Genomic DNA, 25,857 nt, shown 5'->3' on the forward strand with positions numbered 1-25,857 from the left:
AGGAAGGAGCTGACCGAACAGGGCAGCTCCTTTCATAAAGCTATGTCGTCGGAATTCCTCCGGTGATGCCATATACCTGAGATGTCACATAGCTTGAATTCTCTGAAGCTAGAAATACATAAACATCGGCCAATTCCACTGGCTGTCCAGCGCGATGTAATGGAGCTGGCGGCGTGCCTTGTCCGAATTTCGGGATGTTTTCCGTCGGCTGTCCGCCGGAAATTTGCAGCGGTGTCCAAATTGGTCCGGGCGCAACTGAATTTACTCTGATGCCTTTGGAAGCAAGCTGTTTTCCCAGTCCGACGGTAAAGCCGATAATGGCGTTTTTCGTTGCTGCGTAATCTAACAGCATCGGGCTTGGATTATAGCCTTCAACTGAGGTAGTTGTGATAATTGAAGCTCCCTCCGGCAAATACGGAAGCGCCGCTTTTACAACCCAGTAAAGGGAAAAGACGTTCACTTCAAATGTTTTATAGATTTGTTCAGTAGGCAGATCTTCGATGTTTTCGACCGCTTGCTGTTTGCCTGCAACGAGCGCTAGCACATCAAGTCCGCCGAGTTCGTGATGCGACTGTTTGACTAGATCTTGGCAAAAGGATTCGTCGCTCAAATCTCCGGGGATCAGCACTGCTTTTCGGCCTTCTGCTTCAATCAGTTCTTTTACCTCTTCAGCATCTGGCTGTTCCTCGGGCAAGTAGTTAATGGCCACATCGGCACCTTCTCTGGCGTAAGCAATCGCGGCAGCGCGGCCGATACCGGAATCGCCGCCCGTGACAAGCGCTTTTCGACCCGTTAGTTTACCTGATCCTTTGTAGCTTTTTTCTCCGCAATCAGGGACAGGCTTCATGTTCTTTTGCAGGCCTGGCGGTTCTTGATATTGTTCGGGAAATTCATCATGAAAAAATGCTTTTATAGGATTCGTAAGATTTGAATCAGACATCAGCAACGCTCCTTTTCTGTTTGGTGTACATTCGTATGTGTACCCCTGAGCATAAGCAGAAAAACATGTGTTGGCAGTTTGAACACTGAAGGACCAAAGAAAACAAGAAAAAACAAAGCCTTCTTCCATATTTATCTTGTCAAATAAGACTATATGAATTATGATAAATTCGAGCTATAAATCAACTAAATATTGGGTATTGGGAGAGTGAATCGTCATGAAAAAAGCGGCGGCGATTTTGCTGTCACTCGGTCTCGTTTTCGGTTTTTCATACGGAGCTGACCATGTGGCGGAAGCCAAAACAAAGGTGAAGGTTTATAAGAACTGCAAGGAGTTAAACAAAGTATACAAAGGCGGAGTGGCCCGCACTTCGAAGGCGAAAAACAAAGGCGGAAAAACAAAGTACAAGCCTTACGTCTCTAAGGACCTTTATGATGCCAATAAAAAGAAAGACCGCGATAAAGATCTTATCGCCTGTGAACGGTAAATAAGAAAAAGCAATCTGGTGTCCAGATTGCTTTTTCTATTGCTTAAGCTGCCTGATCGGCCGCAGCGCTTTTCGCCTTCCTTGTCATAAGGCTGACTGCCATCATGACCGTGATATTCAAAAGCAGGGCGACGATGCCTACATTCAAGTCTTTTGCGGCTTGCGGCAGCGCCGGAAATAAAGTGCCGATGGTCGTTTCCGTCATTGTAATATAAGTAACTGCTCCGACACCTGCAATAATGCCGGCGAAGGCTCCTTGCTTTGTCACCATATTATGCTTGAACAGGCTGAACAAAAGGGCGGGGAATAGCTGTGTGACAAGGCTGTAGCCCATCAAAAGCAACGTAACGATGGTATTCCCGCCTTTGAAGGTAAAATACACCGAAATCAGCGCAATCACCGGCACTAAAAACTTAGCAAGCGCCGATACTTGCAGTTCTGTCGTGCGGGGCGCGATTACCTTGTACACATTTTTTGCAAACAGCGTGGAGGCGGACATTAAGATCATAGACCCTGGCACAAGTGCTGTCAGCAGTCCGGCAGCACCGATAATTCCGACAAACCAAGGGTCAAATGTTTGCAGAGACAGTCTCAAAAGCGACAGATCCCCGTCTGCGCCTTTCAGATCTGGAACTTGCAGGATAGCCGCAAAGCCAACGAAAAGGACGAAGAGCAGGACCAGCTGGTACAAAGGCATGATGATGGCGTTTTTGCGAAAGACTTTTGGATTTTCAGCTGAATACGAGGCGGAAAAGGTGTGAGGCCACATGTAAAACCCGAGCGCTGTCAAGAGTACGGTTGAACTGAACCAGGCCACACTTTGTCCCGATTCGGGGAGCGTAAGAAAGCCAGGCTTTGCCGTTTCAATCTGCTGAAACATGTCTTGAAATCCGCCGTAGTAATGAATTGGCAAATACACACCTAAAAACAGAACGACAACCAGAATCATGATGTCCTTCACAACCGATATCCAGGCAGACCCGTGAATGCCTGAAACCATAACATAAACCGTGATGGAAACAGCGCCGATCCAGATGGCGGCGGTCGGGGTGATTTTGCCGTACGAGGTTTCCGATACAATCAGCCCGAGGCCTTTCAGCTGCAGTACAAGATAGGGAATGAGTGCGGCGATGCCGACCAGTGAAACGAGAATGCCGAGCAGCGGACTGTTGTATTTTTTTGTGAAAAAATCAGACTGCGACATCAGTTTATGCTGTTTCGCGTACGTCCAAACTGCCGGAAGAAGCCAGTAAGAAAGGATGTAGGCCAGACATCCGTAGGCGATGATATAAAAGGCTGGACCGCCTTTTCCGTAGGCCCAGCCGCTGCCGCCGAGAAACGTAAAAGTAGTATAAATTTCGCCTGCCATCAAAAGGAAGACGAAAACAGTTCCGAAGCCGCGCCCTCCGACCGTCCACTGCTCCAGGTTCATGTCTTTTCCTTTTTGGGCGCGTATACCGAGAAAAATACTCAAGAGCAGGACACCGAAAATGATGATGAGTGCTGCATTCATTCTGCTTCCTCCTTTTTATTTTCCTTGTCGAGGACATACACAATCGCCATCAGCGCAGAGGTCAAAAGAGCCCACATCACAATATAGGCAAGAATAAACGGCATGCCGAACACATAGGGGGTCACCTTATTTGCAAAAGGGATGCCGAGTAAGATTCCGATAAAGGGCAAAGCGGCAAGAACGTGAATCAGTTTCATAGAATCCTCCTTCTATTTAGGATTGGGGTGTACAAGCCCAAGCGTACTGAAAATGATGTCGCAGATATGGCAGCACATGTCACTTTTTAGGGTGAAAGGCTGTGGTTCGAATTATAAATAAATTTATTTTGTTTGTATAGTGTGAATTGTCTGAAATTAATGATCTGAATCGCCCGAAGAGGGAACGGGCAGTATGATTCAAAAGGCTCGGAGTCTGTCCGGGGCAAATAGATAGTATGTTAATAATTCGCTGACCTGCTCACGGATTCGCGGATTAAAATAGCGATGGTTTTCTTCATAACCGTCGATGACAAATGTATAGAGCGTAAAGGCTTCATCGCGTTCCGTCTCGCGGATTGCAATTTTTCTTTTCCTCAGTTCTTTTCTGACCTCAATCAAATCCTTTTGTGCTATTTTTAATGATTCGCTGATAAGCTGTTTATAAGGATGCTTCAATTTTAATGTGCTTTCTTCAATTTCGGCGAGATCACGGTTAAAAATCGTAATGGCCATGGGCAAAAAGAGAGCCCGTTCAATTAAATCGTATATTTCTTCCTGCAGATTTGGCATATTGACTCCTTCTTTCTAAGGGAACGTTTGTTCTATTTGTATTCTATATCGGCTGGTGAAATGTTTCAAGACAGAAAAAATCACCAAAACTTTTTAGTTTTCTGCTGATAATGTGTAGAATAAGGATAGACAAACCCGGTAAGGAGTATAAATGTTGGAGCATTTTTTATCCTATTTGACACAAGAACATTTAACTGAATTATTTCAAAGCTATAGGGCTTTCGGTCCGCTCATAGCTGTGCTGCTGCCTTTAATTGAAGCATTTCTCCCGTTTTTGCCGCTGATCGTGTTTGTGGTGGCGAATACGAACTCGTTTGGCTTGTGGGAAGGATTCATCCTGTCTTGGGCGGGATCAACTGCTGGTTCCATTCTCGTATTTTTGATTGTCCGTCAATACGGACAGAGAAAATTGCTTGGATTTATCCGCAGTCATCCGTCTGTAAGAAAGCTGATGTTATGGGTGGAAAGACACGGCTTCGGTCCCATGTTTCTTCTGCTTTGTTTTCCATTTACACCGTCAGCCGCGGTGAATGTTGTTGCCGGTTTGTCAAGGATCGGAACGCGGCCGTTTATTTTGGCGGCAGCCTCGGGGAAGCTTGTCATGATTTTTATGATCAGCTTCATCGGATATGATCTGCACGCGCTGATTACCCAGCCGATTCGAACGGTCATCGCCGTATTGGTGATCACTGTCTTATGGTATGTCGGCAAAAAGGTGGAGCGGTATCTGCATGTAAGAGCCAGTCAGCGTGAGCATGATGGAGGGAGACAGTAACATGAAAAAACGGTTTTGGTTTCTTGCCGGTGTAGTGTCCGTTGTTCTCGCCATTCAGGTTAAAAATGCTGTCTTTATTGATTACAAGGTAGAAGGCGTCAGTATGAACCCGACCTTCCAGGAAGGAAACGAATTGTTGGTCAATAAATTTTCGCATCGATTTAAAACCATCCATCGTTTTGACATCGTCCTTTTTAAAGGCCCTGATCATAAAGTGCTGATTAAACGGGTAATCGGCTTGCCCGGTGAAACGATCAAATATAAAGATGATCAGCTGTATGTGAACGGAAAGCAGGTTGCTGAGCCATTTTTGAAGCATTTGAAATCTGTTTCTGCCGGCAGCCATGTAACGGGTGATTTTTCTTTGAAAGATGTGACGGGAACAAGCAAGGTGCCGAAAGGAAAATATTTTGTCGTTGGAGATAATCGCATATACAGCTTCGACAGCCGGCATTTTGGTCCGATAAGAGAAAAAAATATTGTCGGTGTGATTTCTGATGCCGAATAAAAAGACGCTAATGGAAGAGGCGTCTTTTTGTATGCCGTTTGGAAAAATGTGTTGAAGAAAAATTTGTAAGGAGCTATAATCAATATTGTTACGCGCGTAACAAAAAAACGGTTGTTTTTTGATTATGAGTTGTTTTTATTAGATTTTGTTCGTTTTGTATGAAACAAAAGGAGTGGTGAATGATGATGAAATATGAAGCAGTGATTATAGGAGGAGGGCCGGTTGGATTTATGCTGGCTTCTGAGCTTGCGATGGCCGGAGTGGGAACATGTGTGATTGAACGGCTTGAAAAACCTGTTCCGCATTCCAAGGCGTTGACGCTGCACCCCCGAACGCTGGAGCTCCTTGAGATGAGAGGGATTTTAGAGCGGTTCGTATCCAAGGGAAGCAAGATACCTTCCGGACATTTTTCAATGCTGGATACCCGTCTGGATTTTTCAGGCTTGGATACGAGCTGTCCTTACACGCTTTTGCTCCCGCAGTCAAAAACAGAAAAGCTTCTTGAAGATCATGCACGAAGCCTGGGAACAGAGGTGTTTCGGGGTGCCGAGGCGCTGGCGGTTACGCAAAACGGGGAAACGGTCCAAACGATTTTTAAGGATCGGGACGGCAGTGTACGGACGATCACAAGCAAGTTTGCCGTTGGGGCAGACGGCGCCGGAAGTACCGTCCGGAAACAGGCAAAAATTGAGTTTCCGGGAACAGACAGCACTGTCACCGCTGCGCTTGGGGATGTTGTGCTCCTTTCTCCGCCGCCGTCAGGCGTGCTGTCCCTTTGCACAAAAGAGGGCGGTGTTATGATTGTTCCGTTATCTTCAGACCGATATCGTGTCGTTGTGATCAGCCCTTATCGCACGCAAACGCCGAAAGATGTGCCTGTGACTGAGGAAGAGCTGAAAGCTGACCTCCTGCGAATTTGCGGAACTGACTTTGGTTTAAGCGACCCTTCGTGGATGTCGCGGTTCGGGAACGCCGCGCGCCAAGCGAAACGGTATCGGGACGGCAGAATCTTTCTTGCGGGTGATGCCGCGCATATTCATTTTCCGGCGGGCGGGCAAGGACTGAATGTCGGCCTTCAGGATGCAATGAACCTCGGGTGGAAACTGGCGGCGGCCATCAAAGGCTCTGCGCCTTCGTGGCTTTTGGACAGCTACCATGACGAGCGGCATCCGGCAGCTGAAGGGCTCCTCAGAAACACAGAGGCACAGACAAAGCTGATCGATTTCAGTCAAGCAGGCCTCCATTTGCGAAGCATGATGTCGGAGCTGCTGGCCTTCCCTGATGTGAATCGATATGTAGCAGGGCAAATTTCTGCACTCGATGTCAGATATGAAGCTGATCGTACCATGCCGCCGAATCGTTTGAACGGGGCAAGGCTCCCTGACATGGAGCTGATTCTTTCCGACGGCAATTCGGAACGGCTGTACAGCTTTCTCCAAAACGGGACATTCGTTTTGCTGTCATTGAGGCAGGAAGCTGATGATCATATCGCAGTGAAAGGCTTACGTACGGTAACCGCCTCGCTTGCAGAACCGAATGAAAAGTTGCGGGATGTGCATACCATATTGATTCGTCCCGATGGACATGTAGCCTGGGCGGTGGATGCATCAGCGCCCGATTGTGCCGAGGTGATTCAAAAAGGGATCAGCCGCTGGTTTTCCGTCACCAGCCGAGTATAATTCAATTCGATTGTTTCATCTGTAACAAAACGGTATGATAGAAGAAACAATCGAATGAAAAAGGATGGAAAACCCGATGAACACAGATCATACGAAACGCAATCTTTTTGAATTGTATGCGGAGCTCATTCATCAGCAGGAGAAATGGGAGGGGCTTATTAAAGCCTTTTTATCTGACGAATTGAGGAAGCTGGATGTAGAGCACGGGAGTAAATCTCAATTGACGATGACAGAAATTCATGTTCTATCCTGTGTCGGGGACAACGAACCAATTAATGTCACGTCGATAGCAGAAAAAATGAATACGACAAAAGCGACTGTATCACGCATCAGCACAAAATTGCTCGGCGCAGGCTTCCTTCACAGAACACAGCTCAGCGATAATAAAAAGGAGGTCTACTTCCGATTGACGCCTGCTGGAAAAAAGCTGCACAGTTTGCACAAATATTATCATCAGAAGGCTGAACAGCGTTTTCTGTCATTTTTTGACCGCTATACCGAGGAAGAGATTCTTTTTGCGGAACGGCTGTTTCGGGATCTGGTGACAAAATGGTATCCGTCGTCAGAAGAAATTGAAGGGGGGCTTCCTAGCATTTTTAAATAAAAAACACGCACTGCTGTGCGTGTTTTCGCTTTTTTCTATGTTTTTCAAGGCTGTAACGTAAATCAGATTTCCTCTTGAAGAATGAAATTCAAGATGTTCAGGAATTGCACTGCTTTTACGATATGTCTATTAGTATCTTTATTTTATACGTTTTCTACTGTGTTTTTGATGCTTTGTTTTCAAGTGAAATAGGGTCTTCTGTTTTAGTTCTCCTAATCTTTACAGAAATACCTACTAGAATGACCGCCATAGTTGTAAATATTCCCATGGTTAATAAGATCGTATCCTGATTTAAACTCCATCCAATTAAGAAAGAGATTATCGCTCCTCCGAAACTTGCCGAAGCAATAAATAAACTTGTAACTTCGTCAACGTACTTCTGAATAATGATTGATGCTAGTGTTAAAGCAATGGGAAATATGCCTGCTATACTTAGGCCAATCAAAAATGTACCACCCAATTGAAGTATTGGGTTACTTATATAAGAGAAAGCAATCAACAAAACAATTAAACAACTACAGCTAAAAAGGAGGTATTTGGAAAAATCAAGCCTTCTACTTACTAAACCAATCAGTATTCTTCCTATGATGATCCCTACCCAGAAAAAGGAGACACTTATAAGACTAATTTGTTCATTGTCTTGGTTTATCATGATTGAAGGTAAAAAGTTGGCAAAATTTGTTTCAATTCCAGCATATAGGAAAGCGAAAAATACAAAAAAGCCTAATTGCTTTGATTTTTTTCTATCTCCTATAAAGTATTGAAATGCTCCTCCATCTGGAAAGGTCACTTGTTGGTTGGCATTCTTAGCGTACTTTCGGTTCTTGGACAAGAAAATTAACCACCCTACGAATAGGACGAATAAAAAGGTGAATATACAGTAATACGGTAAAAACCAGTTATTGATATCTATGAAGGAATTAATTAATAATGGGAAAGATAAAGCGCCTAATCCAAAGAGAACTTCCAGCTTACTCATTTTTTCTGCATTACTTTCGAAATTAGCTATAACAAATGAACCAACTGTCGTTTCTAATGTGCCTGCTCCATATCCTAAGAGAAAAGCCATTACAATAATATAATACCAATCCTTAGTTAGAAAAAAGATACTTAACGCTGCAAGCATTATTGTCAAAGCTAAAGTAAGTGTCCTAAAATGACTGTATTTCTTAATCATTAACGGTGCGATTAATACTCCGCTTAGAAATCCGGTAAACTGAAAGAAGATTATGACTGAAATATCATCTGTTGTCTTGTTAAAAGACTCTAATAGAAATGGTGTCAAACTCCCTGTTGATATATGGATAATACCTACTGTAAAAAAGAAAGCATATCCAAATAAATATGTCCCTCTTAACATTCATTTCACCCCTATATGAAAAAGCAGGAAAATAAATTCCTGCTTTTTTAGTAACTTCTCTCTTTGAAATACTAGTTGACTGCTGAAACAGACATTGGTTGAGAGTTGCTGTCTTTCTCAAAGAACATTTCTAACACTTCCTGAGATCTAAAACCATCACTAAAAGAAGGGATCTCAACCCAATCATTCTGAGTTGATGCAATCCAATTGATTAACTCGCTTCTAAAAGAATCAGCCCATCCATAAAACTCGTTTGGCGGATCGTTTAATAGGCTTTGCGGTACTGGGCAGTCTACCACGTTCAAGCCATCTATGAGCTTGTAAACGTGAGGATTACCTGTGTGGTATTTAAACTCTTTTTTGTGTCCAACTACCTCAATGCTAAAACCACAGTCTTCAGGTACAGAACATTTTGATGTGATGATATTTACAAATACCTTGTTCTTCAGCTGGCCATAAATTTCTGCATAGTCATCTACGAGTACCTGTTTATCCTCTTTTGTTTTTACATTTGTGTTCATTTTTGCCCTTACTGATTCTGTGATGAAATCACTCTCAAACAAATACCATACCATGTCAATAAGGTGAATACCCAGATCCCCCAATGATCCACTCGTCTTCTTACTGTTAGCGTCATCTCTCCAAGTAAACTTCTTACGCCTAAGTGCACTATTTTTCTTGAAGTGTACTTTTATGGACAGGATGTTACCTAGTTCATTATTGATAATTAAGCTTTTTAAGATATTTACGTAAGATAAATATCTATAATTAAATCCCATACTGGCTCTTACGCTCAACCTTTCAGCAGTATCTTTCATTATGCTTGCTTCTTCAAGAGAAATAGCCATAGGCTTTTCACACAAAACATGCTTATGTTTTCCTAATGCTTGCAAAGCATGTTCTTTATGGCAAAAGTTTGGTGATGCTACAATTAAACCTTCTGAGGCATCAATTAGTTCATCTGCGTTTTCAAATGACTTCCCGCCGAAAGTTTTCACAAAGCTTTCCGCATTTTGTTGATTTATGTCATATACCCCTACTAACTCTGCATTTTTTATTGTAGATAAAGCAGTTGCATGCGCTCTTGCAATACCACCTGCACCTATGATGCCTATCTTCTTCATTTTTATTTCCTCCTCATGATCCAATTAATTTTTTTAGGGTATTAGTAATTCCTTTTGAGTACTCACTATCAGTTATAAGGTGGTGCAAGTTTTTGGCTTCCTGTGTTGCATTTTTTAGCAGATATCCATTCCCTACTGCCTGTAACATACGAACATCATTTCCACTATCCCCAAATGCGATAGCTCTTTCGGTATTTAGGTTGTATTTCTCTAACATAAACGTTACAATTTCATTCTTTCCTGTCCCTATGGGGATAAAATCTACATCATAGCTGTCTTCTGGATCGCCTGCTAAGGGATTACACCGATTTATATTTACTGAAACGCCGTATTCTTCGCAGATTTTTTCAATTGCTAATAGGTTTTTCTTGTCGTTTATTTCATCTTGTTCCTGATAGTAGAAGTTATGCTTATACCGTGACTTTCCTAATTGAGTTTGAGGATTCAAAAGAATGTTATGATTTTCATGCAGCTGTTTCACAAGTTTTTCAACCTTTTCTTTACTAAACCCTTCATTTATGCGACTGTTCCACTTATTATCTTGCTGTCCGAAGTTATGCTCAGAAAAGTACGTAATTTCAGTTCCAAGATCACTAGCTATAAAATGCGGAAAATATCTAAATTTTCCTCGTCCCATTTTATCGAGAATAGATTCTATACTGCTCCCAGTAACCCATCCGATTATTAGTTCCCCATCTTTACTTTTTTGTTCTAGATAGTTTTCGAGTTCATAAATGTCTTTTTGTTTTTGTTCGTCGATTGTATGCGGAAAATACGTTTCATCAAAATCACAAAAAACAATATACTGAGGATGTTCAACCGTGGATAACGTTTTATACTCCGATTTCTTGCTTAATAACATGAAACAGTCCCTCCATTACTCTGTCTTGTTCTTCTAAAGTAAATGACGGATATAAAGGCAAATGCAGTACCTGACTATGAGCCTTTTCCGTATGAACCAATTGGAGTCCTGCATACTTGTCCTGTACTAAAGGAGTTTTTTGCATATGAGACAGTACTGGATAATATACATCTGTTTGAACACCAAAATCTTTATTTAATTTAGTCATGATATCTGCCCTATCTTCTGTTCTTACCTTAATAGGAAACAGATGCCATACATGATCTTCACTTAATTCTGGTAATTCAATAAAGCCTTTATTCTGTAACTCTGCTAATTGGGTAATGTATCTATCCGCCAAGAACAGTCTTTTGAAGTTGTTTAATGAAAGGTACTTCATTCTCTCTAAACCAATAGCTGCCTGTAAATTGTCCATTTTTGAATTAAATCCAAAATTGATGACTTTCTTATTTTTTACATTTACTTCAAAACCATGATAACTAAATTGAATGCATTTTTTAGCGAGTTCTTCATTATCAGTTGCTATTGCCCCAGCTTTGCCACATACACCAAAATTCTTATAAGGATTAAAACTTAATGTAGTGATGTCTGCATACTTTCCTAAGTCTGTCAGGCCAATTCCTTGGCAGGCATCTTCAATTACTTTCAATTTATAACGATTTGCGATTTGACGGATATGCTGCATGTCTGAATGTTTTCCGTATAAATGCACAGGTAGAATAAACTTTGTATAAGGAGTTATTGCTTCTTCAATTTTGTCAGGATCGATGCAGAATGTTTGTGGGTTAATATCTACATAGATAGGAACGCCTCCCAAAGCTAACACAGCATTTTCAGTAGCTGAAAAGCTATTAGCCGGCATGATAACTTCATCCCCTGGGTTTAACCCTAAAGCCAATAAACCTATCATAATAGCATCGGTTCCACTGCTGGTTGCAATTACATACCTTTTATGTAAATATGTAGATAAAACTTTTTCGAATTGCTCTAAATAGGGGCCACTCGTAAATTTTCCAGTTGGCAAAACTTCAGTTAATGTATTTAAGATATCTTCCACTTCATCATTGGTTATTAATCTGTCTACAGGCAAAAAAGGGACTTTACTGATTTCACGATTTTTTTGATAGTTGAAAAGATCATGTTCAATATCTATCTTTTCCTTTAATACTTGTTTCCACTGCTCGTTTACAATACTGTCTTCAATAACAAGTTCTTTTCCTTGTACGTCACCTTTTAAGTGTTTTAATAGTGACATGTTTTCTTTGCTTTTACCTGAAATCTTAACCTGTTTTTGCATGAACAGTACCTCCAATGATTTTATAATCTAAAAATTTATTACAAATTTATCCTAATTTCTGAAATCGGTAACATGTCAACAACTTTTTTAAGGAAGGGAAAATATGCCTACAATTGATGAAATAGCAAAATTATGCAACGTGTCTAAAACCACAGTGTCAAGAGTATTGAATAATCATCCTTATGTGTCGAAAGAAAAAAGAGATATGATCTTAAAGGCAATTAACGAACTTGACTACACTCCCAATTATTTAGCTCGGAATTTTAGGAGAAATAAGACACAAACGATAGCTTTATCGGTTCCGAGTATCGACCATCCATTTTTTGCTCAATTAATAAAAGGGGTCTCTCATGAAGCACTGTTTAAGAATTACAAGGTAATTGTATTTCAGACCTTTTATGACAAACAGACGGAGCTAGAATTATTAGAGTTATTGAAACATAAAGAAGTGGATGGTATTATTCTTGGAACTTTAGAAAATGAATGGGATCAGATATCCCCTTTCTTAAAGTATGGTCCTATCTTATTATGTAATGAATATCATCACTCAGCGGACATCACGATAATTGGGTATGATGAATTTGAAGCCGCATACATGGGGGTAGTACATTTAATTGAAAGAGGGCATAAAAAAATTGGGTTTTGTTTTGATACTCCATATAGCGAAGCTCAATGTCAGAGGAAAGAGGGTTACTTGAAAGCTTTACAAGATTACAATTTACATCATAGAAGCGAATGGATATTCGGCGAAATGTTTAATATCGAGGATGGCTTTCGAGTTTTTCATAAGTTAAAGGATCTAAAGGACAGACCCTCAGCAATATTTACAGGAAATGATCAAGTCGCCGCAGGGATTATTAAACAGGCAATGAAAAATGGCTTTAAAGTTCCAGAAGACTTAGCTGTAATTGGTTTTGACAACCAATTGATTTGCCAAGTCGTTACTCCGACCATAACAACAATTGATATCCCTGTAATAGAATTAGGCCAACAGGCTGTGTTGAAAATTATCGAGTCCATTTCGGGTAATGTCACTTTAAACAGAAGAATTATTAAACTGCCAACAAAGCTTATTATAAGAGAATCAACGTAATGATAGATTTCTCTTTATCATTTTATATCTTTATATAAGAAAAAGAGGTTATTCATTTTAACCTCTTTTTCAATTAGTAAGTCGTCAATTATTTCTTTGCCTTTCATTTCACCCTCTGGCAGCACTCACTTCAAATCTGATCCATTAACAACGAAATATCCACTTATATTTCCCCATCTCGATGGTTTGCGATTTAAAAGTTCTTGAACCCTTTTTTCAACTAGGCATTACTGCCGCTAATCGAGCTCTTTTTCTCTTTTTTTTCACCATGAAGATGGTGAAGCAGGCGATAAAACGGCGGCAGCAGGGCAATAACCAGAATGACGCGAATGACCTGAACCGCAACGACAAAGGTGGAATCAGCATGTAAGGTAACTGACGTCGTCGCCATCTCTGCAATCCCGCCGGGCGCAAATGCCAGAACAGAAGTGATGAGCGAAATTCCTGTCAGCTCAGAAACGATCACGGCGCTCAAAAACATTGCTGCGATTAAACCGACGGACGAGACAAACCCGACGATGATAATACGGGTGACACCGGCAAACATGCTTTTGTACATCTTAGAGCCGATCGTTGCCCCGAGAAATACTTGTGATACATGGTTAGCTTGTGATGGCCACCATGCCGTCATGTCGTGCCCTGTCACCGCAGCTCCGCCAACATGTACAATTGCTACACCGAGCATGCTGCCGAGCAGCCATGGAGCTGGAAATTTTAAAAATTTCGCAGCTTTGCAAGCTCCCCAGGCAGCGAGAATAAGAATGACGGTCCACAAAACGGGAGCGAGCCTAAAATCTGTCGTTGCAGAAGAAATCGTCTCTGCTGCGGCACTTGCGGTACGATCTTGTTTTGTATAGATCAGAATGACTAAAAACGGAATGGAAAGCACCACGAGCAGCACACGCATCATTTGAACGAGGCTGACTATAGCGGTATTAGCGCCTACTTCCTGTGCGATGCTCGGCATGGCGGAAAGCCCGCCGGGAGCGGTGCCGACAAAGCTAGTCATCATATCCGTTTTGCTGAAACGCCAAAGCACATATCCTGACAGCATAGCCAGCAGGATAGACAATATCAGCATAACGCCGACTGAAAACCAATGGTCTTTGAGAACAGAGAGAACGGATAAATTCAGCTTTTGGCCCAATTCGATGCCGAGGATCATCTGCCCAAGGGCGAGCCATCGTCGGTTAATTCCTTTTTGGTCTGGTGCCATCATCAGCCATGCCGGCCGTATCATAGCGAGGCAGCAGGCGACAATCAGTGTTCCGATCATCCATCCAATTGATATTCCGGTTAATGAAAGAATAAACCCCCCGGCTGCACTGATTGCGATAAACCATAGATCTTTGAGGAGATTTTCGTCTTTCTTCAATGTAAAACCCTTCTTCCTTTTTCACGTAACACTCCAATTGTTCACGTAGTGAATGTATTTATTACTATAGTATATTTTTGTTGATAAAGAAATTATGAATTATTTTCTATAAGCGATTCACTTTTCTTATGACCTTGTGTTCGATCTTCTCTATTGTGTAAGTCAGAGATAAACCCGCTGTCAGCAGACACACGGCAAGAGCGTAAAAAATCACTTCTCCGCCAAATGATGTCAGGATCAGCCCGCCTGCCAGCGGTCCGATTGAGCGGGATATATCCCAATGCAGACCATAGACAGCATAAAACCGGCCCAGCAAATGAGGCGGCGCCAATTTCGATATGAAGGTCTGGATGTGGGTTAGCCCGATGCTTTCGCCAACCGTCATCACCGCTGCCGTCACTAAAAGCATTGTCAGGGAGGTTGAGCATGCAAAACCGGCAGCCGCAAGGGAGTAGCAAATATAAGTAATGAAGAGGATCGTTTTCATTGAAAGCTTTTCGGTCCCTTTGACAAGAGGTACTTGGAGAACACAGCTGAATAAAGCTTTTGCTGCTGAATAGATGGTCAGCATGGACAGATAATCAGAAAACATGTTTTTGCTGAACAGCCTGTATGTTGTTTCTGTTTGTGCATATAACATGCTGATGGGGAGAGAAAGCAGCAAAAGAAGCAGGACAGGCCTGTATATCGTAAAGCTCGCGGACATTTTCGGGGTAACAGCTGGGCGTAGCGGCTTTGTCTCAGGTAGTTTCAGTGCAGCGATCAGAAAGTAGATAAACAATGCCGCAGCATCTAATGCGAATATCCACACGGGGTTATGTTTGTACAGAAGCATCCCGACAAGCGGCCCTGCCGTCAGGCCCGCCGAATAGATCGCATTGATGACCGCAAACACTTCCGAACGTCTGCTTTCCGGCGTGCTTTCAGCGATTTGGGCGCGGGAAGCGGGAATGTACAACGATCTTCCGATGCCATTCATGACATAGAGAATAGCGAAAACATACGCATGCTCAGCAAATACAAACCCTGTCATTGCCGCTGATTGAAGAAGCAATGCGGTCAAAATCGCTGTGCGCCGCCCAAGCCGGTCCGCCGCCTTTCCTGCAGCGAGCGTCAGGAAAATATCAGCAAATGGCTGAAGGCTGATGATCAGCATTGGCATCATGATACTGCCGTTTAATTGTTCATGCAGATACAGCACCATAAAAGGTCCCATCATTGCACCTGTCAAGCTTGTCAGCAATTCGCCGAAAAAGCGGAGCCGAACGGGAGCGGTATATCTCGATTTTATAGAGTGAAAACTGGTCAACATGTGATCGCCGCCTTTCGCTGTTTGATATAGTAGTAGTGTATAGAAGGGGCGGCGGCCCAAAAAGTGAAGAAAAGAAGAGATAAAAATTCCCCTTTTGTCGGGAGGTGCGGGGATTGAAGCTAATAGAGCACTACGTGGCGCTTGTAAAAACAGGCTGCGCCGAGTATGGGCAAATGAACGAAATGACGCTCACTGAGATTGCCGACTGTTTATTTTGTACAGAAAGAAATGCAAAGCTCATTTTACATAAGCTGGAGAACAGCAATTGGATTATCCGGGAAAGCGGGGCGGGGCGCGGCCGCAAATCTAAAATCGCGTTTCTTCGGAGGCCTGAGGAACTGCTTCTTCAAACTGCCAAGGAATATACCATGTCAGGAAAGCTTAAAAAGGCAAAGGAGCTGCTTCAGCAGTATCAGTCCGCGTTTCCAGGGCTTCAAAACGAATATAACATGTGGCTTTCAGAGGTATTCGGATTTGTGACGGAGACAGGCGAGAATGGGGCGAAGGATGTTCTGCGGCTGTTCATCACGCCTGAATCTGTCAGCAGTTTGGATCCATGCCAAATATTTTTACGGTCTGAGGGCCATTTCGTCAAACAGATATTTGATACACTCTTCACGTTTGATTCGGATATGCAGGAGCCAAAGCCTCATTTGGTTCATGGATGGGAAGAGGTCGAAAAAAAACAATGGAGATTTTTTCTTCGAAAAGGTGTGTCATTTCATAATGGACAGCCGCTGACATCGCGGGACGTTGCGTTTACATTTCAGCGCTTTTTGGAACTGGCTGACAACCCGTATAAATGGCTTCTGCACGGAGTGAAACAAGTCTTAGAAAAGGGCCCTTATTGTGTGGAACTCATACTCGATAAGCCGAATGCGCTTTTGCCGTATGCTCTTTGTGATGAACGGCTGTCCATACTGCCGGCAGAACAGGGCGGCGGGAAAAATGGAACAGGGCCTTTTCAGATGAATCAGCAACACAGCGGGATGCTTGTGCTTGAAGCCAATGAGCGCTACTTCAAGGGACGCCCCTATTTGGATCGCGTTGAGTTTGTTTTTTCTGAGCAAGCCGGAGAGATGAACGGTTTTACCATTCAAGAAAAACAAACATGTCCTGAGCAGCAAACTGTTTTTGATGAGCGGCATGTTCAGTATTTGTCGCTCAATCTGAAAAAGAAGGGGCCTCTTCAGCACCGAAGCTTTAGAAAAGCGCTCCGGCTGCTGATTTCCTCTGAACGGCTCGTTCGTGAAGCGGGAGGGCACCGAAGAATCCCGGTTACGTCCTTTTTGCATCCGAGTTCTTTTGAGTGGGAGGGCGTTTCACCATCTGAATTGTTGAAGAAAAGCGGATACGAGGGCGAAACAATCGTGCTTTATACCTTTTCGGAAACGGATCATCGTGAGGACGCCGAATGGATTCAAAATATTTGCGCCCAGCACGGTATCAGGCTTACACTTCAATTCTGTGATGCTGCTGATCTGCGACGGCCGGAAACTGTGCAGATGGCGGATATCATTCATGACAGTGCGACGTTTTATCAAGACAGCGAGTTTGGTTTTCTGCATTTGCTGCTGTCGGAGAACAGTTTCTTGTATCAGCATCTATCTGAAAAGTTGACACAGATTTGCTTAGGAATGACAGAGCGGATGTTTTCCATGCCTGACCGCTGTTCGAGAATCGACATCCTGCGTGACATTGACCGGCAGATGAAACAGGAGCTGAATGCGATCCCGCTGTATCAAAATGTTCTCCAGGTGACATCAAGTAAAAATGTAAAAGGCCTGGTGCTTGATGAAGAGGGATGGATTGATTTGTACTCCGTATGGCTGTCCAAATAAAAAGAGGGTTCTTTTTTGAACTCTCTTTTTTACGCTGCTATGCTGCGGCATTGTTCAGCACAGGTGAAGCAGGCTTTCGCACATGCTTGGCAATGATCATGATCGTGCTTTCCGCATTCAGTGCCGCATGCTTCACAAATATCGGCGCAAAGTGCACAAATTTCTTTCATAAACGGGCTGTCCGTTTGCATGGCTTTGACCGCCAGCGCGCAAATATCCGCGCATTCCCTGTCAAGCCGGATGCATCCGCTGAGATGATGCTGCACGCTTTCTTCCAAGCATTTAGTAAAACAATGATTGCAAGCCTTCATACAATCGATGCAAGCCTCAATACAAGCTTCAGAATATTGCTCCATGGTTGATTCCCCCTGTATGACAGTATATGGTTTTATGTTTCCCGGCTGCATTTGAAAAAAACAGGGGAGTGTGTTTTTAGCTAAGGGGATATGTACATATACCCTGAACGGGTATATCTAACGTTCCATCAGATAGTATAGGAACCAGACAGCGTGATTTTGTTCATCACGTGCTGCGCGCGTAAAGACGCCTTTTGCTTTTAAGTTTGACGTTTCCTCGGCCGCACGCAAGTAAAAGTCGACGGTTTCTTGTTCATCTTTAAAAGCGGCGTCCAGTCCTCTTGTGAAATCGTCCGGGCATTCTTCCGTTTGTTTCGGCATGATGTGTTTGCCGGTAATTGAACCATATAGTGTGGAAAATTCACGGAGGTGGCGAATCTCGTCACGCCTGATTTCTTCAATCTGTTTTCTGACCTCATCGCTGTGGGCGAGTTCGGCAAGCTTGCGGTAGCATTGAATTGCACTGAATTCTCCGTTGATGGCCTTCTGCAAATTCCGAATCAAAACAGGATCTTCCCTGTATGGCACCGGATAGGGATAGTAGCTGTAATGCAAGGGGGTTCAACTCCATTCTTAGGAATTGGGCTTCTGTAAAAGTATATGTTGGGCAGGGAGAGATGTGCGGAGATAATCAGCTTTTTATATGTGAAAAGGCCGTTTTTACCAATAGATCAGATTGGTCATTTTCGTCAACATTCGATAAAATATATAGAGATAAAAAGAGAGGGGTCTTCTAATTTGGGAGCAGAGTTTTTAGTAGGCAGGTCCGGGAGTGGAAAAACGAAGCTGATCATCAACAGCATTCAGGATGAATTGCGCCGGGCTCCATTCGGGAAGCCGATCATTTTTCTAGTCCCGGATCAAATGACGTTTTTAATGGAATACGAGCTTGCTAAAACGCCAGATATGGGCGGGATGATACGCGCTCAAGTGTTCAGTTTTTCACGATTGGCTTGGCGCGTCCTCCAGCATACGGGAGGAATGAGCAGGCCGTTTCTGACGAGCACCGGCGTACAAATGCTCCTGCGGAAGCTCATTGAGGAGCATAAACAGGAGTTCAAAGTCTATCAAAAAGCGAGTGACAAAAGCGGGTTTACCGCACAGGTTGAGCGGATGCTGACAGAGTTTAAGCGCTATTGTCTGGAACCGGAGGATATCCGCCGGATGGCGGAAAGCGGAACGGCTTCCGAGTATCGCGGAGAACGTGTTTTATCTGAAAAGCTCCATGACTTATCAATTCTGTATCAGCAAATGGAAAAAAGCCTCGCAGACCAATATCTTCACTCTGAGGATTATTTGACATTGCTGGCAGAGCATATCCCGCTTGCGGAAGATATAAAAGGCGCCCATATCTATGTGGATGGCTTTTATCAGTTTACACCGCAGGAATTCAGGGTGTTGGAGCAGCTTATGGTTCATGCGGAGCATATCACGTTTTCGCTCACAGCGGACAAGCCGTCATATGAGCGGGAGCCGCATGAACTGGAATTGTTCAGAATGACGGGGAAAACCTATTACCGCCTGCATCAGAAGGCGAAGGAACTGAATTTGGACATTACGTATAAAGAGCTGAGCGGGACTGAGCGGCATACAAAGACGCCGGAATTGGCGCATCTAGAGGCACAGTATGAAGCGCGTCCGGCCGTTCCATACGCAGAAAAACAAGAAGCCCTTACTGTGATGCAGGCCGCAAACAGACGAGCTGAGCTGGAAGGCATTGCCCGGGAAATTCACGCCCTAGTCAGAGAGAAGGGATATCGCTATAAGGATGTAGCAATTCTTGCGCGCCAGCCGGAAGACTACAAGGATATGGTGAAGGAAGTTTTCGCAGATTACGAGATTCCTTATTTCATTGACGGAAAAGCATCTATGCTGAACCATCCGTTAATTGAATTTATCCGGTCAAGCCTTGATGTTCTGAAAGGGAATTGGCGTTATGAAGCGGTGTTTCGCTGCGTGAAAACCGAACTGCTATTCCCGCTCAATGAACCGAAGGCCAAAGTGAGAGAACAGGTCGATCAGCTCGAAAATTACTGTATCGCCTATGGTATTAAAGGCGACCGCTGGACAAAGGGCGATCGGTTCCAATACAGGCGTTTTGTGTCATTGGATGATGATTTTGCGCAGACTGATCAGGAAATCGAAATGGAAAACATGTTGAATGACACCCGCGATTGGATTGTTCCGCCGCTTTTTCAGCTTCAAAAACGCATGAAAAAAGCGAAGACGGTTCAAGAGAAGGCAGAGGCGCTCTATCGTTATTTAGAAGAGACGGATGTGCCGCTGAAGCTGGATCAGGAAAGGCAGCGTGCTGAGGATGACGGCAGAATCATTGAAGCGCAGCAGCATCAGCAGGCGTGGGACGCAGTCATTCAGCTGCTTGAGGAGTTTGTTGAAATGATGGGAGATGATGAGATTTCTCTTGATTTGTTTCAGCAAATGATAGAAGCCGGCGCGGAGTCGCTTACATTTTCTCTTATTCCGCCCGCGCTTGACCAGGTGTTTGTCGGCAATATGGATTTGTCCAGAATGTATGGCACCTCCTGCACCTTTGTGCTCGGGGCAAACGACGGCGTTCTGCCGGCACGCCCTGATGAAAACGGGGTCCTGTCGGATGATGACCGGGAATGGCTGAAAACGATTGGGGTTGAGCTATCCTCAGGCGGACGGGAGCGTTTGCTTGATGAGCATTTCCTCATCTACATGGCGTTTTCAAGTCCGTCTGACCGGCTTTACGTATCGTATCCGATTGCTGATGCGGAAGGAAAAACGCTTTTGCCGTCGATGATCGTTAAGCGGCTGGAAGAACTGTTTCCGCATCATAAGGAGCGCCTGTTAACAAATGAACCTGAACAGGTCAGCGATGAGGAACAGCTGATGTATGTCGTGAATAAAAGCGTGGCACAGTCCTTTACCGCGAGCCAGCTCAGGTTATGGACACGGGAATACGACATCAGCGACGTCTGGTGGAGCACGTACAATGTGCTGATGAGTGAGCCGGACAGGCTGCAGTCGAAAAAGCTGTTCTCAAGCCTGTTTTTCCGGAATGAAGTGAAGCAGCTTGAACGCAGCGTGTCGAGACAGCTCTATGGTGAACGCATTCAGGGCAGTGTATCGAGAATGGAAACCTTTAACGCATGCCCGTTTTCCCATTTTGCGTCACACGGGCTGCATTTGAAGGAACGGCAATTCTTCAAGCTTGAAGCACCGGATATCGGCCAGCTGTTTCATTCCAGCTTAAAGCTGATTTCTGACAGGCTGCGTGAGCAAAAGCTGGATTGGCGCGATTTAACGAAGGAGCAGTGCGAGCTGTTTTCCTATGATGCGGTAGAGCGGCTGGCACCGAAACTGCAAAAGGAAATTCTGCTCAGCTCAAACCGGCATTATTATGTGAAGGAAAAACTGCAAAAAATTGTGACACGTGTGTCCGGCATTTTAAGCGAGCATGCGAAAGCGAGCGGATTCGTACCGATCGGGCTTGAACTGGGCTTTGGAGGAAAAGGGCCGCTTCCGCCGCTGACCTTTCAACTGAAAAACGGCTGTACGATGGAACTCGTCGGGCGAATTGACCGTGTTGATAAGGCTGAAAGCTCAAAAGGCCTGCTCCTCAGGATTGTCGATTATAAATCAAGCGACAAAGGCCTTGACTTAGCGGAAGTATATTACGGATTGGCACTGCAAATGCTGACGTACCTTGATTTATCGATTACACATTCAGCTGACTGGCTCGGGATGAGGGCGACGCCTGCCGGAGTGCTGTATTTCCATATTCATGACCCGATGATTCAATCTAATCTCCCGCTTGGGCTTGACGAGATTGAACAGGAGATCTTTAAGAAATTTAAAATGAAGGGCTTGCTCCTCGGTGATCAGGAAGTGGTTCGCCTCATGGATACAACCCTTCAAGAGGGACGGTCAAATATCATAAACGCCGGCTTGAAAAAAGACGGATCTCTTAGATCAGACTCGGCAGCAGTCGGTGAAAAGGAATTTGATCTTTTGACAAAACATGTGCGCCGCACCTTCCAGGAAGCGGGCGAACAAATCACCGACGGGCGCGTATCCATTGAGCCGTACAAAATGAAGAACAAGACGCCGTGCACATACTGTGCGTTCAAATCAGTATGCCAATTTGATGAATCACTGGAAGAAAACGAGTATCGCCCATTAAAGGCTGAAAAGGACAAGACAATACTTGAGTGGATAAAAAAGGAGGCGGATGGCAATGAACATTCCTAAACCGGCAGACAGCACATGGACAGATGACCAATGGAATGCCATTGTTTCAACCGGCCAGGATATTCTTGTGGCAGCGGCTGCGGGCTCTGGTAAAACCGCTGTGCTCGTTGAACGAATGATTCGGAAAATCACTGCGGAGGAAAACCCAATAGATGTAGACCGTCTTCTCGTTGTGACATTTACAAACGCCTCAGCGGCAGAGATGAAGCACCGAATCGCAGAAGCCTTGGAAAAAGAGCTTGTACAGCGCCCCGGCTCGCTGCATATTAGACGCCAGCTGTCTCTTTTAAACCGGGCCAGCATTTCGACGCTCCATTCCTTTTGCCTGCAAGTGCTGAAGAAATATTACTACTTGATTGATCTTGATCCGGGCTTTCGGATAGCTGATCAGACGGAAGGCGAGCTGCTCGGGGATGAAGTGCTTGACGAGCTGTTTGAAGACGAATACGCAAAGGGTGAAAAGGCGTTTTTTGAGCTTGTTGACCGCTATACGACAGACCGGCACGATCTGGATCTGCAATTTCTCGTTAAACAGGTGTACGAGTATTCCCGATCCCATCCCAACCCGGAGACGTGGCTGGAAAGCTTTGTTCATTTGTATGATGTATCAGAAAAGAGCGCCATCGAGGAGCTGCCGTTTTATCAATATGTCAAAGAAGATATTGCAATGGTGCTTAACGGGGCGAAGGAAAAGCTCTTGCGCGCGCTTGAGCTGACGAAAGCGCCGGGCGGCCCGGCGCCGCGTGCTGACAATTTTCTTGATGATCTTGCGCAGATTGATGAACTGATTCAGCATCAGGACGATTTCAGTGAACTATATAAGCGGGTGCCCGCCGTCTCTTTTAAGCGTGCCAAAGCAGTAAAAGGGGATGAGTTCGATCCAGCGCTCCTTGATGAGGCGACAGATATGAGAAACGGCGCAAAAAAACTGCTTGAAAAGCTCAAAACCGACTACTTTACGAGAAGTCCTGAACAGCACTTGAAAAGCCTAGCCGAGATGAAGCCTGTCATTGAAACGCTCGTACAGCTTGTCATCAGCTATGGAAAACGATTCGAAGCTGCGAAACAGGAAAAATCAATCATCGATTTTTCTGATTTGGAGCATTACTGTTTAGCGATTTTGACAGTTGAGAATGACAAAGGTGAACGTGAGCCGAGCGAGGCTGCAAGGTTTTATCAGGAACAGTTTCATGAAGTGCTCGTTGACGAATATCAGGATACCAACCTCGTGCAGGAATCGATTCTGCAGCTCGTCACAAGCGGGCCGGAGGAGACTGGTAACCTGTTTATGGTAGGAGACGTCAAACAGTCGATTTATCGATTCAGGCTCGCGGAGCCGCTTCTTTTCCTTTCTAAATACAAACGGTTTACAGAGAGCGGAGAAGGCACGGGGCGGAAAATCGATTTAAATAAAAATTTCCGAAGCCGGGCTGATATTTTAGACAGCACAAACTTTTTATTTAAACAGCTGATGGGCGGCAAAATCGGTGAGGTCGATTATGACGAGCAGGCTGAGCTGAAGCTTGGTGCAGCGTATCCGGACAATGACGAGACGGAAACAGAGCTGCTGCTGATCGACAACGCAGAAGATACGGATGCAAGCGAGGAAGCAGAAGAGCTTGAAACGGTGCAGTTTGAGGCAAAAGCCATCGCTAAGGAAATCCGCAAGCTGATTTCATCGCCATTTAAGGTGTATGACGGAAAAAAGAAAACACATCGCAATATTCAATACCGAGATATCGTGATTTTGCTCCGTTCGATGCCGTGGGCTCCGCAAATCATGGAGGAGCTGAGAGCACAGGGCATACCGGTTTACGCCAATTTAACGTCAGGCTATTTTGAAGCGGTCGAAGTCGCCGTCGCGCTTTCTGTGCTGAAGGTGATTGATAATCCGTATCAGGATATACCGCTTGCCTCTGTGCTGCGCTCACCGATTGTCGGAGCAGATGAAAACGAGCTGTCTTTGATCCGGCTTGAAAATAAAAAAGCGCCGTACTATGAGGCGATGAAAGACTACCTGGCTGCTGGTGACCGGAACGATGAGCTTTATCAAAAGTTAAATACGTTTTACGGACATCTGCAAAAATGGCGCGTTTTTTCGAAAAACCACTCAGTATCTGAGCTGATTTGGGAAGTGTACCGCGACACCAAATATATGGATTATGTCGGCGGCATGCCGGGCGGAAAACAGCGCCAGGCCAATTTGCGTGTTCTTTATGACAGGGCGCGTCAATATGAATCAACGGCATTTCGCGGCTTGTTCCGTTTCCTGCGGTTTATCGAACGCATGCAGGAGCGGGGCGATGATCTTGGTACGGCGAGAGCGCTCAGCGAGCAGGAGGATGTTGTCCGCTTAATGACGATCCACAGCAGCAAAGGGCTCGAATTTCCAGTCGTGTTTGCAGCAGGTCTCGGCCGGAATTTCAACATGATGGATTTAAATAAATCGTACCTGCTGGATAAGGAGCTCGGATTTGGCACGAAGTATATTCATCCGCAATTACGCATCAGCTATCCGACACTTCCGCTCATTGCGATGAAGAAAAAAATGCGCAGGGAGCTGCTGTCAGAGGAATTGCGTGTTCTCTATGTTGCATTAACGAGAGCGAAGGAAAAGCTGTTTCTGATTGGCTCATGTAAGGATCATCAGAAACAGCTTGCAAAATGGCAGGCATCCGCGTCCCAAACTGATTGGCTTCTGCCGGAATTTGACCGCTATCAGGCGAAAACGTATCTAGATTTCATCGGGCCGGCTCTTGCCAGGCACAGAGACTTGGAGGATTTGGCTGGTGTGCCAGCTCACGCTGATATCTCAGATCACCCGGCTCGTTTTGCCGTTCAAATGATCCATTCCTATGATTTGCTTGATGATGATCTGGAAGAAAGAATGGAAGAAAAAAGCGAGCGCCTAGAAGCGATCCGCCGAGGTGAACCAGTTCCCGGCTCGTTTGCGTTTGATGAAAAAGCCCGCGAGCAGCTGAGCTGGACATACCCGCATCACGAGGTGACGCAAATTCGGACAAAGCAATCGGTTTCTGAGATCAAAAGAAAAAGAGAGTACGAGGATGAATACAGCGGCAGGGCCCCTGTAAAACCGGCTGATGGAAGCATTCTGTACAGACGTCCCGCTTTTATGATGAAAAAAGGCCTGACAGCTGCAGAGAAAGGGACTGCCATGCATACGGTTATGCAGCATATCCCGCTGTCACATGTACCGTCGATAGAAGAAGCTGAGCAGACGGTTCAAAGGCTTTATGAAAAAGAGCTTCTCACTGAAGAACAAAAAGACGCTATTGATATAGAAGAAATCGTGCAATTTTTCCATACAGAAATCGGCGGACAGCTGATCGGCGCTAAGTGGAAGGACCGGGAAATACCATTCAGCTTAGCGCTTCCGGCCAAGGAGATCTATCCTGATGCACAGGAGGCGGATGAGCCACTTTTAGTTCAGGGTATCATTGACTGTCTCTATGAAACTGAGGACGGATTATATCTATTGGATTATAAGTCGGACCGGATTGAGGGCAAATTCCAGCATGGATTTGAAGGAGCGGCCCCGATCTTGAAGAAACGATATGAAACGCAAATTCAGCTGTACACAAAGGCAGTTGAGCAAATTGCAAAAACAAAGGTAAAGGGATGTGCGCTTTATTTCTTTGACGGGGGGCACATTCTCACATTATAGCGAGATCCATAAGCTCCGGAATTTTAGGCGGAGCGGGTCT

General features: G+C 44.6%; 21 protein-coding genes. 9 read left to right on the forward strand and 12 right to left on the reverse strand.

Annotation, left to right across the window (positions count from 1 at the left end; all coding sequences use genetic code 11):
- Positions 1-40 precede the first annotated feature (40 nt).
- Positions 41-940: an SDR family oxidoreductase gene (locus AC0OMU_RS02290; protein WP_015483051.1), complete on the reverse strand. Its 900-nt coding sequence runs from the start codon at positions 938-940 to the stop codon at positions 41-43.
- 217 nt (positions 941-1,157) lie between these two features.
- Here AC0OMU_RS02290 and AC0OMU_RS02295 point away from each other — a divergent pair, with 217 nt between their 5' ends.
- The gene (locus AC0OMU_RS02295; RefSeq protein WP_015483052.1) at positions 1,158-1,427 is read left to right on the forward strand and encodes an excalibur calcium-binding domain-containing protein; all 270 of its coding nucleotides are present in this window, start codon (positions 1,158-1,160) and stop codon (positions 1,425-1,427) included.
- A 43-nt stretch (positions 1,428-1,470) separates the two neighbouring features.
- Here AC0OMU_RS02295 and AC0OMU_RS02300 read toward each other — a convergent pair whose 3' ends face one another.
- The 3 genes from AC0OMU_RS02300 to AC0OMU_RS02310 form a co-directional block, all read right to left on the reverse strand.
- Entirely contained in the window at positions 1,471-2,940 is a 1,470-nt protein-coding gene (locus AC0OMU_RS02300; protein WP_015383277.1) for a sodium:solute symporter family protein, read from the reverse strand.
- The gene (locus AC0OMU_RS02305; protein ID WP_003224377.1) at positions 2,937-3,137 is read right to left on the reverse strand and encodes a DUF3311 domain-containing protein; all 201 of its coding nucleotides are present in this window, start codon (positions 3,135-3,137) and stop codon (positions 2,937-2,939) included. The genes AC0OMU_RS02300 and AC0OMU_RS02305 overlap by 4 nt, the downstream gene beginning before the upstream one ends.
- Before the next feature lie 198 nt (positions 3,138-3,335).
- On the reverse strand, positions 3,336-3,707 hold the full coding sequence (locus AC0OMU_RS02310) for a YhjD family protein (protein WP_015383278.1): 372 nt from the start codon (positions 3,705-3,707) through the stop codon (positions 3,336-3,338).
- A gap of 151 nt (positions 3,708-3,858) precedes the next feature.
- Here AC0OMU_RS02310 and AC0OMU_RS02315 point away from each other — a divergent pair, with 151 nt between their 5' ends.
- The 4 genes from AC0OMU_RS02315 to AC0OMU_RS02330 all read left to right on the forward strand — a co-directional run bounded on the left by AC0OMU_RS02315 (position 3,859) and on the right by AC0OMU_RS02330 (position 7,273).
- A complete protein-coding gene (locus AC0OMU_RS02315) occupies positions 3,859-4,482 on the forward strand; it encodes a TVP38/TMEM64 family protein (RefSeq protein ID WP_010886465.1) in 624 nt (207 codons plus the stop codon).
- A gap of 1 nt (position 4,483) precedes the next feature.
- On the forward strand, positions 4,484-4,990 hold the full coding sequence (gene lepB, locus AC0OMU_RS02320; protein WP_003233128.1) for a signal peptidase I: 507 nt from the start codon (positions 4,484-4,486) through the stop codon (positions 4,988-4,990).
- Positions 4,991-5,169: 179 nt separating this feature from the next.
- On the forward strand, positions 5,170-6,669 hold the full coding sequence (locus tag AC0OMU_RS02325; RefSeq protein ID WP_181218757.1) for a monooxygenase: 1,500 nt from the start codon (positions 5,170-5,172) through the stop codon (positions 6,667-6,669).
- 76 nt (positions 6,670-6,745) lie between these two features.
- Complete coding sequence (locus tag AC0OMU_RS02330; RefSeq protein WP_003245853.1) at positions 6,746-7,273, forward strand: MarR family transcriptional regulator; 528 nt, start codon at positions 6,746-6,748, stop codon at positions 7,271-7,273.
- 154 nt (positions 7,274-7,427) lie between these two features.
- On the opposite strand, the gene glcP is transcribed toward AC0OMU_RS02330, so the two are convergent.
- The 4 genes from glcP to ntdA form a co-directional block, all read right to left on the reverse strand.
- On the reverse strand, positions 7,428-8,633 hold the full coding sequence (glcP, locus tag AC0OMU_RS02335) for a glucose/mannose transporter GlcP (protein WP_015383281.1): 1,206 nt from the start codon (positions 8,631-8,633) through the stop codon (positions 7,428-7,430).
- Between the two features lie 71 nt (positions 8,634-8,704).
- Positions 8,705-9,757: a glucose-6-phosphate 3-dehydrogenase NdtC gene (ntdC, locus tag AC0OMU_RS02340; RefSeq protein ID WP_015383282.1), complete on the reverse strand. Its 1,053-nt coding sequence runs from the start codon at positions 9,755-9,757 to the stop codon at positions 8,705-8,707.
- A gap of 13 nt (positions 9,758-9,770) precedes the next feature.
- Positions 9,771-10,619, reverse strand: coding sequence for a kanosamine-6-phosphate phosphatase (gene ntdB / locus AC0OMU_RS02345; RefSeq protein WP_015383283.1), 849 nt, complete (start codon positions 10,617-10,619; stop codon positions 9,771-9,773).
- Complete coding sequence (gene ntdA, locus AC0OMU_RS02350) at positions 10,591-11,916, reverse strand: 3-dehydro-glucose-6-phosphate--glutamate transaminase (protein WP_047182385.1); 1,326 nt, start codon at positions 11,914-11,916, stop codon at positions 10,591-10,593. The genes ntdB and ntdA overlap by 29 nt, the downstream gene beginning before the upstream one ends.
- A 103-nt stretch (positions 11,917-12,019) precedes the next feature.
- Between ntdA and ntdR the strand changes: the two genes are divergently transcribed.
- Positions 12,020-13,009 (forward strand): NTD biosynthesis operon transcriptional regulator NtdR, encoded by a 990-nt coding sequence (ntdR, locus tag AC0OMU_RS02355; RefSeq protein WP_015383285.1) that lies wholly within the window; start codon positions 12,020-12,022, stop codon positions 13,007-13,009.
- 220 nt (positions 13,010-13,229) lie between these two features.
- Here the strand turns inward: ntdR and AC0OMU_RS02360 are convergent, their stop codons facing one another.
- Complete coding sequence (locus tag AC0OMU_RS02360) at positions 13,230-14,384, reverse strand: AbrB family transcriptional regulator (protein ID WP_474240877.1); 1,155 nt, start codon at positions 14,382-14,384, stop codon at positions 13,230-13,232.
- Positions 14,385-14,490: 106 nt separating this feature from the next.
- Positions 14,491-15,696, reverse strand: coding sequence for an MDR family MFS transporter (locus AC0OMU_RS02365; protein ID WP_047182386.1), 1,206 nt, complete (start codon positions 15,694-15,696; stop codon positions 14,491-14,493).
- Positions 15,697-15,809: 113 nt separating this feature from the next.
- Between AC0OMU_RS02365 and AC0OMU_RS02370 the strand changes: the two genes are divergently transcribed.
- A complete protein-coding gene (locus AC0OMU_RS02370; RefSeq protein WP_015483055.1) occupies positions 15,810-17,537 on the forward strand; it encodes an SgrR family transcriptional regulator in 1,728 nt (575 codons plus the stop codon).
- A 29-nt stretch (positions 17,538-17,566) separates the two neighbouring features.
- Here AC0OMU_RS02370 and AC0OMU_RS02375 read toward each other — a convergent pair whose 3' ends face one another.
- Both AC0OMU_RS02375 and AC0OMU_RS02380 read right to left on the reverse strand, forming a co-directional pair.
- A complete protein-coding gene (locus AC0OMU_RS02375) occupies positions 17,567-17,893 on the reverse strand; it encodes a four-helix bundle copper-binding protein (protein ID WP_047182388.1) in 327 nt (108 codons plus the stop codon).
- Between the two features lie 117 nt (positions 17,894-18,010).
- The gene (locus tag AC0OMU_RS02380) at positions 18,011-18,448 is read right to left on the reverse strand and encodes a ferritin family protein (protein WP_047182389.1); all 438 of its coding nucleotides are present in this window, start codon (positions 18,446-18,448) and stop codon (positions 18,011-18,013) included.
- 183 nt (positions 18,449-18,631) lie between these two features.
- Between AC0OMU_RS02380 and addB the strand changes: the two genes are divergently transcribed.
- Together addB and addA are read left to right on the forward strand one after the other, a co-directional pair.
- Positions 18,632-22,132 (forward strand): helicase-exonuclease AddAB subunit AddB, encoded by a 3,501-nt coding sequence (gene addB, locus AC0OMU_RS02385; RefSeq protein WP_100506212.1) that lies wholly within the window; start codon positions 18,632-18,634, stop codon positions 22,130-22,132.
- A complete protein-coding gene (gene addA, locus AC0OMU_RS02390; protein ID WP_181218766.1) occupies positions 22,119-25,817 on the forward strand; it encodes a helicase-exonuclease AddAB subunit AddA in 3,699 nt (1,232 codons plus the stop codon). The genes addB and addA overlap by 14 nt, the downstream gene beginning before the upstream one ends.
- The last annotated feature ends 40 nt before the right edge of the window (positions 25,818-25,857 follow it).

Source organism: Bacillus sp. FAU18, assembly GCF_056033885.1.